The following is a 15613-nucleotide window of genomic DNA, read 5'->3' as shown; positions in this document are numbered from 1 at the left end:
AGGACCCACCCGCGGTGTCGCCCGCGGGCGGCCGAGCGCAGGAGGCGGCGTCAGATCGTGGAACACCTGGACTCGCCAGCCGGCCTGACCAGCCGGGCTGGCCCATCCCCCGTCCCGCACCGCGCCGCGGCCACGGGTGGGGGGTTGCGATGACGGCGCCACGCCGACTCATGCTGCTGCGCCACGCGAAGTCCGACTGGGCCGATGCGGCCACCCCGGACGCGGACCGGCCCCTGTCCGAGTCCGGCCGGCGTGCCTGTGACCTCCTCGCGCGCCATCTCGCCGCGCAGGACTCCGCGCCGGACCTGATCCTCTGCTCGTCCGCGGTGCGGACCCGGCAGACCGTGGCGGGACTCGCCCACGCGCTGCCGGCCAGCGTCCCGGTGCTCGTCGAGGACCGCCTCTATCTGGCGGAGGCACGCGAACTGCTGGAACGGCTGCAGGAGATCGACGACGGGGTGCCCAGCGTGCTGCTCGTGGCACACAACCCGGGCATCCACACCCTCGCCGTGGCGCTGCTGGCGCCCGAGGACCGCGCCCGGATCCCGACGTTTCCGACCGCGGCCCTCGCCGTCGAGGATCTTGAGGTGTCCCGCTGGGCGGAGCTCGGCCAGCAGTCCACCCGACTGGTCTCCTACGTCACTCCGCGCGAGCTGCGCGGGACACCCGGGCCGCCGGGCGCCGGCGACTGACGACCCTGCGGCCGGGCCCGGGCCGCAGGAGGGCGCCGTCCCGGCACACGCGAGGCGACCGGGACGATCCGCCGTCAGGTTGCGCTCAGTACGCCTGCTCCATGATGCGCGAGGCCAGGCCGACGGCCGCGCCGCCGACGAGCAGCACCGCCGTCACGATCCACAGCGGCATGGAGGCGAGCGGCAGCGCCACGGCACCGGCGATGAAGCCCGCGATGATCATAAACACGCACAGCCACGAACCCGTGTTCGCCTTGTGGTGCCCGGTCTCACTCGCCACGTCCACTCCCGTCCATCCCTGCGCCGACCGCCCAGCGGCGGTCCAGCCACACCGTGTTCCGCTGCGAGACTACCCGCGAGCGCCCCGCGGCGGCCCCGCGAGGTGACGTCTCTGACCGGGCCGTGCGGCCCTTTCGCGGGGGGTGGCCCGGCCCGCCGCCGACGTCACCGCGCCGGTCCTGGCGGCGGCCTAGACGAAGCCAGCGATGCGGCGCAGGTCGACGACCTGGTCGTCGAGCCAGCGCCGCACGTCGTGGGTGCGCACCTGCTCCGCCGCCGCGGCGAGGCGACGGTGGCGCTCCTCCATCGGCATGGTCAGCGCCGTGTAGAGGGCGTCGGCCATCTGCTGCACGTCGAACGGCTGCAGGGTGACGGCGAACTCGCCGAGCTCCTCGTGGGCGCCGGCCATCTCCGACAGGGCGAGCACCCCGCCGCGCCGGTTGACCACGGCGACCTCCTTGGCCACCAGGTTCATGCCGTCGGCGATCGCGTTGACGATCAGGACGTCACAGATCGAGTAGGCCGCGACGGCGAGCGGGAAGTCCTCGACCATCCGCAGGTCGATCGGCTGGCGGCCCTCCTTGGTGTGCCGGGCGTTGATCTCCGCGACGACGCCGCCGATGAGCGCGATGTAGTCGGCGTACTCGGGCACGTCCGTACGGCTGGGCTGCAGCAGGGCGAGGAAGCTGACCTTGCCGACCAGCTCGGGATGCTGGTCGAGGAGGATGCCGAACGCGATGAACCCGCGCACCACGTTCTTGCTCGGATCGGTGCGGTCGACGCGCAGGATGAGCTGGCGGTCGTGGTCGAGGAAGAGGTAGCGCAGCATCGCGACGTGCGCCGCGACCTCGCCGGAGGCCTGGGTGGCGTCGAGCGCGGCGGGGTCCACCGAGATCGGGTAGTAACGGGCCCGGACCACCCGGTCCCCCACCGTCACGGTGAGGCGCTCCAGGTCGACCGGCAGGCCGAGCAGCTCCGCGGCGCACAGCACGAAGTTGCGGGCGTAGCGGCGGGTGTGGAAGCCGACGACGTCGCTGCCGAGCAGCCCGCGCAGCAGCCGCTGGCGGATGTCCTCCGGCAGGATGCGCCACTCGTCCGGCCCCGGCCAGGGAATGTGCACGAAGTGCGTGAGCACCACGTCCGGGCACTGCTCGCGGACCCAGTCGGCGACCAGGTAGAAGTGATAATCCTGCAACAGGACGAGCGCCTTGCCACCGCGGGCGCGGACCTCGCTGACCACCGCGTCGGCGTAGGCCCGGTTGACCGCCGCGTAGCCGTTCTCGAAGGCGTCGTGCTCGGCCTGGGTCAGCACCGGCGACAGCGACCGGCCGTAGAGCCCGTGCTGGATGAACCACAGGATCGGGTTCGACCAGACGCTGTAGAAGTCCGCGTACGCGGTCGGGTCGGTCACGACGAGCCGTACCCGGATGGCCGGGCCGTCGGGCTCACCGTCGACGATGAGATGCGGCTGCGGATGGGTCTGGACGACGATGGAACTGTCGGGGTTCTCCCCGGCGACGGCGGTGTCCTCCTCGCTGGCGGCGCCGCACACCCAGACGGCGTCATCGAGGTGTTCGGCGAGCCCGGACAGGGCGGAGACGAGGCCGCCGGCCCCGCGGCCGACGGTGCGACCGGTGGTATCACGGTCGAAGCTGACGGGACCCCGGTTGGACAGGAGCACGAGAGGCAGGTTTAGGGGGTTGAAGTCCGACACGGCGGATGCAGCCTCCTGGTCACGGGCGGTACTCGGCGTCCGGTGCCCTTGGTGGCGCCAGCGCCCGGGCGCACGGGGACAATCCGGACTGTAGTGAGCCCCGGATGCGGATGCACCGCGTTGCAGGGCGCCCAGGACGTTGTTACCCAGACCTTCATCTGGTCACCACGCACATCTGCCCGACATCACGGAGTAATGAGACGCAGGGTGGTCAGGCAGTCCGATAGCGGTCGGCTATCACCAGTCGGCGATTTCGTGACTTTTAGTGGTCTCAGAGGCCGTCTCGGTAGTCGCGGACCTCCTGCACCGCCGATCCGAGAGAAGCAAGCGACATCTGCAATGTGTCACGCGTCTCGACGAGGGCACTGGTCAACTGGTCGACGGCCCGGTGCTCACTGCCGTCGGTCGCCGCGATCACCATCGCCTGCGCCTCCTCGAGCATGCTCAGTGCGCCCTCGAGCTGGCCGGCGACCTCCTCGGTCCGCCGGAACGCCTCGTCGAGCTGCGCCTTGACGTCGGCGATCGTGCCTGACACCTGTCCTCATCCCTTCCTGGACCCGCCGGCCCGCGCGCCGGAGGCCGACTGCTGCTCCGCCGGCGCGCCGAGACCGAGACCGAACCGGGCCGCCGCGGCCAGTGAGAGAAGCGCACCGGCGACGGCGACCGTGTTCGTCGGCGCGAGCCGGAACGTCGCGAGCACCGCCACCGACGCGCAGCCCGCGCCGAGCATCGCTGCCCGCAGGACCGCCTTCGGCCCGCCCTCCGCCCCTGCGGCGGCGGCGACCAGTGCCCCGGCCACGAGCATCGCTCCGATGATGCAGGGCAGACCGGGCGCATGCGCGAAAATCCGCAGCAGACCGACGAGGACCAGGCTGAGCAGACTGGCGAGCGCCGTCATCAGCCCGGCGGACGCCGACCCACCGCCCTTGGTCACCGCCCGCAGCTCGGCTGCCTTGCTCATCGCGTCCAGGCAGAGCTCGTAGGCCTGCCGGGGCGCCGTGCGCGGGTCGACGGGCGCCCCGGCCGCCGGCGGGGCCTCGCCACCCCGGCGACGCCGACCGCCCTGAGCCCCCGCCGTGCCACCCGCCAGCCCCGCGCGCTCCCGCCGGGGGCCGCCGTCGCCGTGGCGCCCCGCGCGGCCCGTCCCGCCTCGGCCCACGGCACGCTCACGCCCGGCGTGGGCCAGCGGAGTGCCGGGCCGGCGACCGCCCGCCCCGCCCCGGGGATCGCCCATGCTGAGGTTCGCCCGGCCCTTGCCGAGAGACACCCGCCCGTCCGCCGTCTCGCCCGCCGTCTCGCCCGCCGTCTCGCCCGCCGGCCGCAGCTGGTCGAGGTCCGTCAGGCCGTACTGGGCCAGCGGCTCGGCCACCTGCTCCCAGACGGTGCCCACCCGGCGCCGGATGTCCGCCGCCGCGTCCCGGTGCCGGCGGGCCTGCGCCCGGCTGCCCTGGCGCCGCTGATGGGCGTCGCGGCCGGCCCGTGCGCGCGCCACGTCGGAGGCGCCGAGCATGCGCCGGTAGCGCAGCGCCACCAGCAGGGGATCCTCCAGCTCCGGTGCGAGCTCGTTGCCCCCGGTCGCACCAGCGCCACCGTCGGCGAGGCCCGCGCCCGGGACCGGACCAGCCGAAACAAGGCCGCCGGGGACAGCCTCGCCGGCCGCGCCCGTGCCGATGCCGGCACCCACGCCCGTTGCCGGGCCCGCGCCCACCGCGGGTCCGCGTTCGCCCGGACCCGGCTGCGTCAGCCCCGTCCGCTCCGCCAGGCGCCGCTCGGGGACGGGCGTCCTCGCCGGCGTGTCGACGTCTCGCCATGACCCCGCGATCGACCAGGCATCGGCCGGATCAGTCCGCTCAGCTCCCGCCACGATCGTGCTCCATCCTCTTGCGACCCCTGACCCTCCCGTGATCCCCGGCCCTCCCGCGATCCCCGGCCCTCCCGCGCCCCCTGGCCCTCCGGTGACGCCTGCCTCTCCCCGCCGCGCGGACTTTCCGGCGGCGTCGGCAGCTCCTCCGTCACCGGTCGGTTCCGCGCTTCCCCTCGTCTCCCGCTGCCGGTCGCCGGCCCGGGGTCGCCAGCCGCCGGCCGGACCGTCCGGGCCGCGCGACCACGCGTCGGTGACCGCTTCCGGCTCTCCGCGCGGATCATCCTTCCCGATCATCGCCGGCCTACCCGTGCACCAGTGGAGCGAACGGCACCACGGTGCGGGGCTCGGACTGGGTGTGGCGGTCGAAGAGCACCGCGCGGTTCGGCATCGTCCCGCCGGGCACCGGACGATGCCCGGCGAGGGCGAACAGCTCGTTGCCGGGTACGCCGGCCGCGACCCAGGCCGCGATGTCGTCGCGGTTCACCGGGCCGAGATCCTCCGACATCCGGGACACCCCGCGCCACCAGCCGATCAGATGGACGCCCTGCGCGGGGCCGCGCCGCGTCACGGTGCGCAGGTCGTCGAGGCCGGCCCGGCGGCTGGCCGGGTCCTTGGCCTCCAGGGCGGCGCGGCCGGCGTCCATGGCGAAGACCACCACGAGTCGCAGGGGCGGGGCGGCCCCGCCGCGGCCGGCGAGGGCGGCGTCCTCTCGGGCCCGCGTGTCGTCCGCGGCGGCGAGGAGCACGCCGCGCAGCCCGGTGACGTCGACCACGTGGACCGGATGGTCCGCCCGTCGGATCCGGCTCGCGAGCACCTGTGCGGCGCCCATCGTCGTCGGCTCGGCCGCGACGATCTCGACGATGAGGCCGCCGGTCGGCAGCTGCCGGGCCACGCTGGCCGCCGCCGCCTGCACCATGCCGATGGCTTCCCGCCGCAGCGGGCCGAGCACAGCGAGATGCCGCCCCGGCGAGGCGGCGAACCGCACGCCCACGGCGGCCGGGGCGAGGTCCACGGGCACGCCGACCAGGGCGAGCGGGTCGCCCCCGGGGCCCGGCCGCTCGTCGCGGTCCGCCGGTGCGTCGGCCTCGCCCCACGCACCGGCACCGGCCCCGGCGGCGGCGCCGCCGACCGCGAACCCGGCGGGAACGAGTCCGGCCTCGGCGCCGGCTCCGGCCCGGTCTGTTCCATGGCCGACCGCGCCGTCGATCGTGCCCGCCGGCTGCCCGCGGGTGGACTCGACCGCCCGGGACGCCGGCCGGCCGTCCAGGGCCCGGTACACGGTGTTGTCGTCGAGGATCGCGGGGGCGTGGCCGACGAAGACCCGCGGCGGCGCGGCGGTGGGCAGACTGCGGGCGGTGGCCGTCGCGAGCTGGTCCCGCAGCCGGGCGATCACCGCGGGATCCGGGAAGGCGACCCGGACGTGTTCGTTGCCCGCCGGATGGCCGTTGCGCCGGTTGACGATCGCCTCGCCGACCCCGGACAGCGCCCCCGCCGCCTCGTTCGCGGTGGACAGCAGGACCCGGGACTCGGAGATCGAGGTGCGCAGCGCCACCCGCAGCGCGAACTGCCCGAAGATCGATCCCCGTTTGCCGGCGGTGGAGTCGAGTGCGTCGATGCCGGACAACGTCTGGCTGGCCAGCAGCAGGTGGATGCCGTAGGCGCGGCCCTGGCGGGCGAGCACCTCCAGGTGGGCGACGGCCTCGCGGGCGATCTCGTCCAGCGGGGTGAGCATCACCTGGAACTCGTCCACCACCACGATGATCCGCGGCCACGCGGAGGTGCGGTCACCGGTCCGCAGCCCGCGCAGGTCCCGGGCGCCGACGGCCCGCATCGACACCGACCGGCGGCGCATCTCCTCGCGCGCCGCACGCAGCACCGCCACGCCGAACTCGCGGTCGCTCTCGATGCCGACGGTGTCGGCGTGCGGCAGGAAGAACGGGTCGGCCGGGCCCCCGGCGAACTGGGCGAACTCCAGGCCCTCCTTGAAGTCCAGCAGGTGGAACCGGACCTGGTCGGGGCCGTAGCGGGCGGCGATGCCGTAGACGGTGTCGAGCAGCAGGGTCGACTTGCCCGCGCCGGCCTGGCCGCCGACGAGCGCGTGGACGGTGTCGTCGTCGAAGGTCAGGCTCACCGGGCCGTCCTGGCCGAGCGCGACCGGCACCGTGACCCCCGCGGCGCTGTCCGAACCCCACAGCGCCGTCGGCAGCAGGTCCACGATGCCCGGCGGCCGGGACGCCTCCTGCCGCGCGGCATCGGCGACCTGCGTGGTCACGGCCGTGACGAGCTCGGTCGGGGGCGCCTCGTCGAGCTCGACGGGCAGCAGGCCGGTCAGCGAGGTGCGCCACTGCCCGGGACGGGCGTCACGCCAGTGGGGTCGGTCGACGAGCAGGTCGACGGCGGTGAACGTCACCGAGTTGGGCAGCGGGTCGGCGACCGGGTCAGTCTCCTCGTCGTCGAGATCGAACTCGTCCGCGTCCGGGTCCCCCGGGTGCGCGGCGTCGGCGGCGTCGGCGAGCTCGACCGCGTCCGGGCCGGGCACGGCGCGCTGCACGATGGAGATCACGCTGACGCCGCAGGCAGGGCCCTGGGCGGCGACGGCCGACAGCGACCTGGCCCCCTCGTCGTACAGCCGTGGCTCGCCGAGCAGCACCAGGACCAGCCACGGCTCCGCGCGGCCCTGGCCGGCGCTCTCCCGGTCGCGCAGCGAGTCGTAGCGCCCGGCGAGGCGCTCGCTGGTGATCCGCCCGACCTCGGCGGACAGCTCCGCGAGCCGCTCCTCCAGCCGCGCGCGGCTGGTGATGGTGGCCGCCGCGACGCCCGCCCCGCGCAGCGGGGCGAATCCGGCGAGCCCGGCGCCGAGTTCGTGCGGGTCGTAGACGACGAGGCGGACGCGGCCCGCGGGGGCTGCGGCGAGGATCCGGGTCAGCAGCCCGCGGACCAGGTCGACGGCGGCGGCGCGCTGTGCGCGGGAGGTCTCGATCCGCAGGTTGCGGGCATCGAGCAGCGGCACCGCGAGCGGCACCGTGCTGTGCCCGCCGTCCGCCCCCTCGGCAGGGACGACCACCTGCCCGACCTGCCACAGCCCCGGGCGGTAGCGCCGCTGGCCGCCGCCCGGACCGCCGGGGCCGGGCGGTCCGACGCCGAAGGGCCCACGCCGCCAGTCGGGGGCCGACCAGGACGCGCCGGCGAACCCGGGCGCCTGGCCGCGCGCGATCGCGCGCGCCTCGGCCAGTTCGGCCTCGACGCCGAGCGGCGCGCCGCCCGCGCCGGCCAGGCCGGGCCCGTCCGCCGCCGCGCCGCCGCGCTCGAGGTCGTCCGCCTGTTCCTCCAGCCGATCGGCCAGCGCCAGGGCGGCGCCCAGCGACGACTGAATCCCGCTCACCAGCGTGCGCGCGCGGCGCGTACCCGCCATCGTCCGAACCTCCCCTCCCCGGCCCGCCGCCGGCGGGTACCCGCCGGCGGCCGCGCTGGCAGGCTGCCCCGCACTCGCGCACGGGCCACCACCGGCACGTGACCTTCGTACCAGTCGACGACCTTCGTCCTCGCGTCCCACCCCGCGCCGCCCGACCACGTGCCCACGGGCGACCACGCGTCAACGAGATTCACGGGCGCCCCGGACGTCCGCGGGACCGCCGGAACTCCCAGACCTCCATGACCCACACACCACATGATCCACACCCGGCGCGGTCCACACTCGACCATGACACGTTCGCACGGGCAAACATCCCAGAACGCGCCTACGGGTCGGACGGCCCGCCCGTTCGGGCGGCGAGGGCCGCGGCGTCGACCACGGTGGGACCACCTGTGAACGAACCGACAGGACGTCGAGGGGTCACGTGCGTTTCGCTGGCGCATGACCTTGAGGTGAGCGCGGCCCGAACATCGATCACGTCCCCTCCCGGCCAGTGCCGCGGACCAGCACCATCCGGCAGAAGATGCCAGGGTCGGGACGACGAGGGGACAGCGGGGCGGAAGCCCACCCGGGGAGGCAATCTCGTGACGGACGCGGCTGACGCGGCACGCAGCACGGCGACAGGCAGCACGGCGACGGGCCTCGACCGCCTGGCCGCGAGCACCGGCGGCACCCCCGCCGGCGGCGGCACGGCACCAGGCGCCGGCGGAACCCGGCGCGGCGCGCCGATTCCGGCGCAGCGGCCGCTCGCGGTCATCGACGTGGACGGGGTGGTGGCCGACGTCCGGCACCGGCTCCAGTACCTGCGTTCCTGGCCCGGGGACTGGGACGCCTTCTTCGCCGCCGCCCCGGCGGACCCACCTCTCACCGAGGGCGTGGAGCTCGTGCGGCGGCTGGCCCTCGACCACGAGGTGGTCTGGCTGACCGGCCGGCCGGAACGCTCCCGGGAGGCGACCTCGCGCTGGCTGCGTGAGCAGGGGCTGCCCTCGGGCGAGCTGCGGATGCGCCCGGACGACGACCGGCGCCCGGCGCGGGTGTTCAAACGGGCGGAACTGCGCGAGCTCGGCGCGAACCGGCAGGTCGCGGTGGTCGTGGACGACGATCCCGCCGTCGTCGACCTGCTGCGGGCCGACGGCTGGCCCGTGCTGCGGGCGCAGTGGCTCGAGTACGAGTCGACCCTGGGCAACGCCCAGGAGACCGAGGGCCGCACCTGACGGGCTCGCCGGCCGCTTCTCAGGCGGTACTGCGGCGGGTGCGGCGGGTGGCCAGCTCGTCGCCTGGGTGGGTCGCGGGTGGCTCGCCCGGACGCTCACAGGGCAGCTCGGCGAGCTGCCCGCGCATGTCCCGCAGGGCGCGGCCGACGGCGATGGCGAACACGCCCTGGCCGCCGCGGACCAGATCGATCACCTGGTCGTCGGAGGTGCACTCGTACACGGTCGAACCGTCGCTGATCAGCGTGAGGTGCGCCAGGTCGGCCACTCCCCTGGTGCGCAGGTGTTCCACCGCGACCCGGATGTTCTGCAGCGACACGCCGGCCTCCAGCAGCTTGCGGACCACGCGCAGGACGAGGACGTCCCGGAACGAGTAGAGCCGCTGGCTACCGGATCCCGACGCGCCGCGAACGCTGGGCACGACCAGTGCGGTCCGCGCCCAGTAGTCGAGCTGGCGGTAGGTGATGCCCGCGGCGGCGCAGGCGGTCGGCCCGCGATACCCGACGTCGTCCCCGGGAGGCTCGGGGATCTCGTCGGGGAAGAGGTGACCCTGTTCGATCATCGTCGTACGCACTTCGCCGCCATGTCACAGCCCCATCCTCCGGATCGATCCGGGTCCGTCCCGACGGCCGGTCGGCCGGTGCCGTCGCCACGCACGGACCGGTCCGGTCGAGTCAGTTCCACCGCTGCCCCGCGTTCCGGCTCGGCGCCGGACGCGGCTGGCTGCGCCGCGGATCATCACCCGGTCTACCACCGGGCGAGCGCGACCACCCCCGTGGCCTGGTGCCAGCCACCGTCACGAGCCTCGCGCACGCGGGGCACCACGGCGGCCGACCTCTCCGGCAAGGTCAGAGCCGGAGCACTTCATCCGCTGACGCGTCCGCCACGGTCTCGGGCGGACGCTGGCTCCGGGGTCCGGGCTCTCCCGACCGTAGGAGGGACGCGCTGTTCCTTCAATGATCTAAGCCGGCGTGTCTGTAGTCCAGCGGACACCGCAGGACACATCGGACAAAGAGGAATGTCGCCCCCGGATCGGGGCCCCCGTGTCCGCCGGCGACCGCCGAAACGGCGCGCCGCAGCGCCGGAGGCGATCGTGGCGCGGCACCCTGGGATGCCCGCGCGGAACCCGATGATGGGAGATGGGCCACATTGCCATGGCGGCCGCGCTTTCACGGTCGCATATCGACGCGCCAAGGGCTACCCCACGGGACGACGGAGCCGAGCCCGCCACCCTCATGGCCGCCCGGCTGGGCGCGCCCAGCCCGGTCCAGCGCCGGATCCACCCGCGCGACCACCGGCGAGCGGACCCGCGCGAAGGCCCCGCAAAGGTCAGGAACCGGGCGTGTTGAAGTCCTCCGGGGAGATCGTGTCCAGGAACTCCCGGAACTTCTCCAACTCGCTCTCCTGCTCCTGTTCCTGCTCCTCCGGGACGGTGATCCCGGCCTCGGCCAGGACGGCCTCCACCCCGTAGACCGGCGCGCCCATCCGCATCGCGAGCGCGATCGCGTCCGACGGGCGGGCGGAGACCTCCACCCCGTTGCCGAACACCAGGGTGGCGAAGAAGACGCCATCCTGCAGGTCGGTGATGGTCACCCGGGTCAGGTCCGTCTGCAGCGCTCGCAGCACGTCCCGCATCAGGTCGTGGGTCATGGGCCGAGCCGTCGTGATGCCCTCCTGGGCGAAGGCGATCGCGGTGGCCTCAACGGCGCCGATCCAGATGGGCAGGTACCGCTCACCGCCCACCTCCTTCAGAAGCACGATCGGCTGCTTCGACGGAAGCTCGACTCGCACGCCGACGATGTCCAGCCGATGCACCGATCTACCTCCTCGCGCAGGTGGGGCAGGGCGGGATGTTGTGACCGGAGCCAGAAAACCCCACAGGGGAGACAGTATCCCCGCATCCGCCCCGCGTCAGCGCGCCCACCGGTTCCACTGCCCACCAGGGCGGTTCCGGCCGGGCACCGCGCACCGCCAGCCGGCCACGATGAGCCGCCGCCCGGCCACGCACAGACCCGCCTCGGCGCGGCGCGGACGGCCTCAGCCGGACCGGGTGGCGGCCAGCCGGGACCGCAGCAGGGCCGCGTGCAGGCGGACCAGGAGGGCAGCCAGCTCGTCGGCGGTCTGGGCGTGGCGCCCGGAGTTGTCCGCGCCACGCTGCCCGCGCAGCGGCGCGGTCGCCGCCTCGATGAGACCAGCCTCACGGTCCGCGACGGTCCTCGCCGCTCGCAGATGGCGGGCCTGCACGCCGTGCCCGGCCAGCAGCGCGACGGTCCGGGCGACCACCACGGCGTCGGAGTCGTAGTAACCGCCGCCGGCGATCGGCGCGATCAGGCCGTGCCGCTCCAGGTCGGCCAGGTCCTCCTCGTCGAGCCCCACGGCGGCCAGCAGCTCGCGGCGCGACATGCGGACCCGCTCGGCACCGAGGATGGCATCGAGGCCGGTGGAGCCCGGATTCGGCGGCAGCGGGCGCGGACCGGGCCGGTGCACCGGGGTCTCGCCCCGGTCCAGCGACGCCAGCTCCTCCTTGATCACGCGCAGCGGCAGGAAGCGCTCCCGCTGGGCGTGCAGCACGTACCGCAGGCGCGCCACGTCGTCTGCCGAGTACTTGCGGTAGTTGGAGCTCGTGCGGGCCGGCTCGACCAGCCCCTCCGCCTCCAGGTAGCGGATCTTCGACAGGGTGATGTCGTCGAAGTCCGCCCGCAGCCGCTCCATGACCTGGCCGATGGTGAGGACCTTCGCCCCCGGGCCGGCGGAGCTCCGGCCGGGCACGCCCGAGCGCGCGGCGTGCGCCGCCGCGGCGAAGCCGCTCACCGGTGGACCTTCCCGATCACCGCGCCGCCGACCCCCCGTAGCTCGTGCCGGTGAGGAACACCAGCCGAAACTTGCCGATCTGTACCTCGTCGCCGCTGGTGAGCTCGGCGGAGTCGATCCGCTCGCGGTTGAGATAGGTGCCGTTGAGGCTCCCGACGTCGCGCACGGAGAATCCCTTGGTGTACGGCGAGCGGTGGAACTCCGCATGCCGACGGGAGACCGTGACGTCGTCGAGGAAGATGTCACTCTCGGGGTGCCGGCCGACGGTGGTCATGTCCGCGTCCAGCAGGAACCTGCTGCCGGCGTTGGGCCCCCGCTTGACGACCAGCAGAGCCGAACCCGGCGGCAGCGCGTCGACAGCGGCAACCGCGTCCCGCTCGGTCGACTCGTCGACGTGGTCGCCCTCGATCCCCGACAGCGCGGCCGCGAGATTCAGCGTCGACGTCTGTTCGGCGGGCCGCTCCGGTGCCACGGGCTCTCCCGGACGTACCAGAGGGGACCCGCACCGCGCGCAGTACAGCGCGTCGGACGGGTTCTGCTGTCCGCACCTCGTGCAGAACACAGTCGCGTCCGCTTCCTGCCGCCGACCCCGCGCAAACGGGCCCGCCAGCCGCCTCGGCCGCCGCCGGGCAGGCGGCGGGAACGTCTCTACCAGCACAGCGAAGGTGGTAGCCAGACGTCCCCAGCCCACCCCCACCACCGGGATGATCATATGCGGACGGCTGGGCCATCCACGACCGCACCCCGGCGCACTCCGAGGCTAGTGCATCGGGGGCACGGTCGTGAAAAGGGTGCGTCCCGTGGTGTTCGGCGTGGCGCGCCTCACCGCCCGCCAGCGCCACGCCAACGGTACTTTCAGTGTTCCTTTACGTGCTCGGCGTATTCGTCGGCGCTCAGCAGACCGTCGAGGCCGCTCGCGTCCGCGACGGTGATCTCGACCAGCCACCCGTCGCCGTACGGATCGGCGTTGACCAGCTCGGGGGCCCCCGTCAACGCCTCGTTGCGCGCGGCCACCGCACCCCCGGCCGGGGCGTAGAGCTCCGAGACGCTCTTCGTCGACTCGACCTCGCCGAAGGAGTCGCCGGCGCTCACCTCGGTGCCGACGTCCGGCAGGGAGACGAACACGATGTCGCCCAGCGCCTCCTGCGCGTAGGCCGTGATACCGACCCGCGCCGTGCTGTCGGTGAGCCGGATCCACTCGTGCTCACGGGTGTACTTCAGGTCGTCCGGGAACACCGGAGATCGCCTCCCCTTTGATTCGCGAGGCGCCGCGGCCATCACCTGCCGCCGGACGCCCACCACCGTCACCGGCCAACCCGCCCGGCGGCGGAACTATCCGGCCGGGCGAGCGTAGCGGGGACTGGGCGTGGGCCGCAGCGACCGGATCTCCAGCTTCCCGAAGGTCCGCACGCTCGCCTGTGCGCCGTCCCGCGCCGCTACCGTATCGAGCACCCCGCCCGGAATCCGCAGCGCCTGGTCCAGGGTGTGCGCATCACCGACCACCCGAAGCGCGTACGGCGGGGACACCGACGTTCCGTCCACGATCAGCCCGCGCCCCGGATCGTCCGCGACGTAGGTGGTCACCACAGCGCGCACCCCGGCGATCTCGATCGCCTCGGCGCCCGCGTCGCGCAGCTCCTGCAGGGCGTCGACCAGCACCGACGCGTCCACGGACCGGTGCGGATCCCGGATCGTCAGCTCCACCCCCGGGCCGCTGACCGGCACGGTCCCCGCAAGCACCGCGAGCTGCGCCGCCTCGGAGCGCACCGCGCCCCCCGGCGCCGACGGCGGCGCGCCTGTCGCGGGCGGCGTCACCCCGGTCGCGGGCGGCGCCGCGCCCGTGCCCGCCTGGCGCAGCCGCCCCTCCCGCGCGGCCAGCGACCGGTCCCGGGCCCCGACCGCGGCGAGGCTCGCCGCCAACCGGTCGGGATCGGCGGTGGCGCGACCGAACGACGGATCGGCGGACCTGGCCGCCACCACCCCACCGAAGCCGAGCGCGGCCAGCAGCACGAGGGTCAGCGCCCGAGCCGGACCCGGCCACCGCGGCCGGCGGCCCCGCGCCACGGCCTGCGCGGGCTCCTGCGGCGCCGCCTCGGCGTCAGCGGACACCGGCCCACCCGCGCCCGGTTCCGGCTCGTCCGGGGCGACCTCGGCGCCCTTCACCGAGACCGCGGCACCCTCCGACGCGGCCGCGGCACCCTCCGACGCGGCGGCAATGCCTTCCAGCGGGGCCGCGGCGCCTCTCCCCGGGACCGTGGCGTCTTCCCCGGGGTGCGGGTGACCCATCTCAGCGCTCGCTCAGGGCACGGCGCAGGGCCGTCGCCGACGCGAAGATCCTGATGCCCAGCACGACGACGACCGCCGTCGACAGCGCGCCGCCGAAGCCGACAAGCTCGCCGAGCAGGACGAGCAGTACCGCGATCGTCACGTCGGACAGGAACGACACGGCGAACTCCCGGTCGTCGAACGTGCCCTCGACGCCCGCCCGCGCGGCCCCGAGCGCGGCGTCCACCGCGGCGACGACCGCGACCGGCAGGTAGGGATCGAGCCAGGCCGGCGCGGTCGGGCCCAGGACGAGCCCGACCACGACGCCCAGCACGAGGGCGAGCACGGCAATCATGATCCACTCCGTCGGGCGTTGCGCAGCACCGGCGCCGCGGCCGCCGGCAGGGTCAGGGTGCTGGCACGGGTCACCGTCAGCGAGGTGACCGGCGAGTTCGGCCGGTGGCGCAGCCGGTCGACCACGGCCGACTCGTCGGTGTGCCGGGCGAGCGCCGCCGGATCGCCCACCGCCTCGATCACGTACGGCGCGAGCACCGCGACGAAGCCGACCAGCACCACGTCCCCCGCCGACCGGATGGCACTGAGCGCGGTGAGCCGCACCCCGTTCACGGCGACGGCCTCCGCCCCGGCAATCCACAGGACGTTCACCAGGTCCGCCAGGTCATGGTCCTGGATCCGCCCGCCAGCCGGCGCCGACAGCGCCGGTCCGGAGGAGTCCGGCGTGCTGCCCGCGGGTCCCCCCGGACCGGCCCCGGATCCCGCCGTGGACCCGCGTGGACCTGCCGCGGACCCACTCGGGTCGGCACCGGACGCGTGCGGGTCGGCACCGGGAACGCGCGGGTCGGCGGCGCCGGAACCGCCGCCGAGCCGGTTGGCGATCGTGATCCGCACGCCGGCTCCGGTCACCGCCGCCCAGCCGCCGGCCGGGCCGAGGGTGGCGACGTCGGTGGCCGCGCGGGCCTGCTCGGCCGCCACCCGCCGGCGCTCGCCGCGCTCGGCGGCGACGCTGGCGCGCAGCGCGTCGACCCGGCTCTCGGTGGCGTCGAGATCATCCGTTCGCACCCGCAGCTGCGTCCGCAGTTCGTGGGCGAGCCGACCGCGGGCGTCGGCGGTGACAGCGGCGCGCCGCGCGCCGAGCGCGACCACGCCACCCAGCAGTGCCAGCGCGAGCACGAGCGCCGTCCGCCGGTGCCCCCGCCCCCCGCCGCCGCGCCCGGGGTCCGGACGGGGGCGACGCCCGCCGGACCGCCGCGCGCGCAGCCGGCCGGCGAGCCGGCTCGCCCCGGCCCATCGCCTTCCGGTCCGCTCCCGCACAAGGGGCATTCTGACCGACCGCTCACCACGACC

Annotated in this window: 15 protein-coding genes; 2 read left to right on the top strand and 13 right to left on the bottom strand. The window is 74.8% G+C overall.

Annotation, left to right across the window (positions count from 1 at the left end; translation table 11 throughout):
- Positions 1-149: 149 nt before the first annotated feature.
- Positions 150-692 (top strand): SixA phosphatase family protein, encoded by a 543-nt coding sequence (locus MXD60_RS04865; RefSeq protein ID WP_248817741.1) that lies wholly within the window; start codon positions 150-152, stop codon positions 690-692.
- A gap of 85 nt (positions 693-777) precedes the next feature.
- Here MXD60_RS04865 and MXD60_RS04860 read toward each other — a convergent pair whose 3' ends face one another.
- The 5 genes from MXD60_RS04860 to MXD60_RS04840 form a co-directional block, all read right to left on the bottom strand.
- Entirely contained in the window at positions 778-972 is a 195-nt protein-coding gene (locus MXD60_RS04860) for a hypothetical protein (RefSeq protein WP_283097811.1), read from the bottom strand.
- Positions 973-1161: 189 nt separating this feature from the next.
- On the bottom strand, positions 1162-2685 hold the full coding sequence (locus MXD60_RS04855) for an alpha,alpha-trehalose-phosphate synthase (UDP-forming) (RefSeq protein ID WP_248817739.1): 1524 nt from the start codon (positions 2683-2685) through the stop codon (positions 1162-1164).
- 271 nt (positions 2686-2956) lie between these two features.
- The gene (locus MXD60_RS04850) at positions 2957-3220 is read right to left on the bottom strand and encodes a hypothetical protein (protein WP_248817738.1); all 264 of its coding nucleotides are present in this window, start codon (positions 3218-3220) and stop codon (positions 2957-2959) included.
- Between the two features lie 6 nt (positions 3221-3226).
- Positions 3227-4549, bottom strand: coding sequence for a hypothetical protein (locus MXD60_RS04845; RefSeq protein ID WP_248817737.1), 1323 nt, complete (start codon positions 4547-4549; stop codon positions 3227-3229).
- 301 nt (positions 4550-4850) lie between these two features.
- Positions 4851-7961 carry an FtsK/SpoIIIE domain-containing protein gene (locus MXD60_RS04840; protein WP_248817736.1) on the bottom strand — a complete coding sequence of 1037 codons (3111 nt, stop codon included), beginning with the start codon at positions 7959-7961 and terminating at the stop codon, positions 4851-4853.
- A 728-nt stretch (positions 7962-8689) separates the two neighbouring features.
- Here MXD60_RS04840 and MXD60_RS04835 point away from each other — a divergent pair.
- On the top strand, positions 8690-9175 hold the full coding sequence (locus tag MXD60_RS04835) for a phosphatase domain-containing protein (RefSeq protein WP_368861178.1): 486 nt from the start codon (positions 8690-8692) through the stop codon (positions 9173-9175).
- A 19-nt stretch (positions 9176-9194) separates the two neighbouring features.
- Here the strand turns inward: MXD60_RS04835 and MXD60_RS04830 are convergent, their stop codons facing one another.
- The 8 genes from MXD60_RS04830 to MXD60_RS04795 form a co-directional block, all read right to left on the bottom strand.
- On the bottom strand, positions 9195-9734 hold the full coding sequence (locus MXD60_RS04830; protein WP_248817734.1) for a MerR family transcriptional regulator: 540 nt from the start codon (positions 9732-9734) through the stop codon (positions 9195-9197).
- Positions 9735-10501: 767 nt separating this feature from the next.
- Positions 10502-10987: a bifunctional nuclease family protein gene (locus tag MXD60_RS04825; protein ID WP_009739504.1), complete on the bottom strand. Its 486-nt coding sequence runs from the start codon at positions 10985-10987 to the stop codon at positions 10502-10504.
- 222 nt (positions 10988-11209) lie between these two features.
- Positions 11210-11983 (bottom strand): transcriptional regulator FtsR, encoded by a 774-nt coding sequence (gene ftsR / locus MXD60_RS04820; protein WP_248817733.1) that lies wholly within the window; start codon positions 11981-11983, stop codon positions 11210-11212.
- Positions 11984-11999: 16 nt separating this feature from the next.
- Positions 12000-12545 (bottom strand): FHA domain-containing protein, encoded by a 546-nt coding sequence (locus MXD60_RS04815; protein WP_248817732.1) that lies wholly within the window; start codon positions 12543-12545, stop codon positions 12000-12002.
- A gap of 293 nt (positions 12546-12838) precedes the next feature.
- Complete coding sequence (gene gcvH / locus MXD60_RS04810) at positions 12839-13219, bottom strand: glycine cleavage system protein GcvH (RefSeq protein ID WP_308222365.1); 381 nt, start codon at positions 13217-13219, stop codon at positions 12839-12841.
- A gap of 96 nt (positions 13220-13315) precedes the next feature.
- Complete coding sequence (locus MXD60_RS04805; RefSeq protein WP_248817731.1) at positions 13316-14269, bottom strand: DUF881 domain-containing protein; 954 nt, start codon at positions 14267-14269, stop codon at positions 13316-13318.
- Between the two features lies 1 nt (position 14270).
- Positions 14271-14603, bottom strand: coding sequence for a DUF1290 domain-containing protein (locus MXD60_RS04800; protein ID WP_248817730.1), 333 nt, complete (start codon positions 14601-14603; stop codon positions 14271-14273).
- Positions 14600-15589 (bottom strand): DUF881 domain-containing protein, encoded by a 990-nt coding sequence (locus MXD60_RS04795; protein WP_248817729.1) that lies wholly within the window; start codon positions 15587-15589, stop codon positions 14600-14602. The genes MXD60_RS04800 and MXD60_RS04795 overlap by 4 nt, the downstream gene beginning before the upstream one ends.
- Positions 15590-15613: the final 24 nt, after the last annotated feature.

The organism is Frankia sp. AgB32 (assembly GCF_023243045.1).
Classification (GTDB): Bacteria; Actinomycetota; Actinomycetes; order Frankiales; family Frankiaceae; genus Frankia.
The sequence above is the reverse complement of the archived record's forward strand: the minus strand, read 5'-3'. Positions and strand labels throughout refer to the sequence as shown.

Excerpts from the sequence above, each read along its gene's own strand:
- MXD60_RS04805 (WP_248817731.1), bottom strand. The coding sequence starts at position 14,269 with ATGGGTCACCCGCACCCCGGGGAAGACGCCACGGTCCCGGGGAGAGGC.
- MXD60_RS04840 (WP_248817736.1), bottom strand. The coding sequence starts at position 7,961 with ATGGCGGGTACGCGCCGCGCGCGCACGCTGGTGAGCGGGATTCAGTCG.
- MXD60_RS04865 (WP_248817741.1), top strand. The coding sequence starts at position 150 with ATGACGGCGCCACGCCGACTCATGCTGCTGCGCCACGCGAAGTCCGAC.
- MXD60_RS04830 (WP_248817734.1), bottom strand. The coding sequence starts at position 9,734 with ATGATCGAACAGGGTCACCTCTTCCCCGACGAGATCCCCGAGCCTCCC.
- MXD60_RS04800 (WP_248817730.1), bottom strand. The coding sequence starts at position 14,603 with ATGATTGCCGTGCTCGCCCTCGTGCTGGGCGTCGTGGTCGGGCTCGTC.
- MXD60_RS04795 (WP_248817729.1), bottom strand. The coding sequence starts at position 15,589 with ATGCCCCTTGTGCGGGAGCGGACCGGAAGGCGATGGGCCGGGGCGAGC.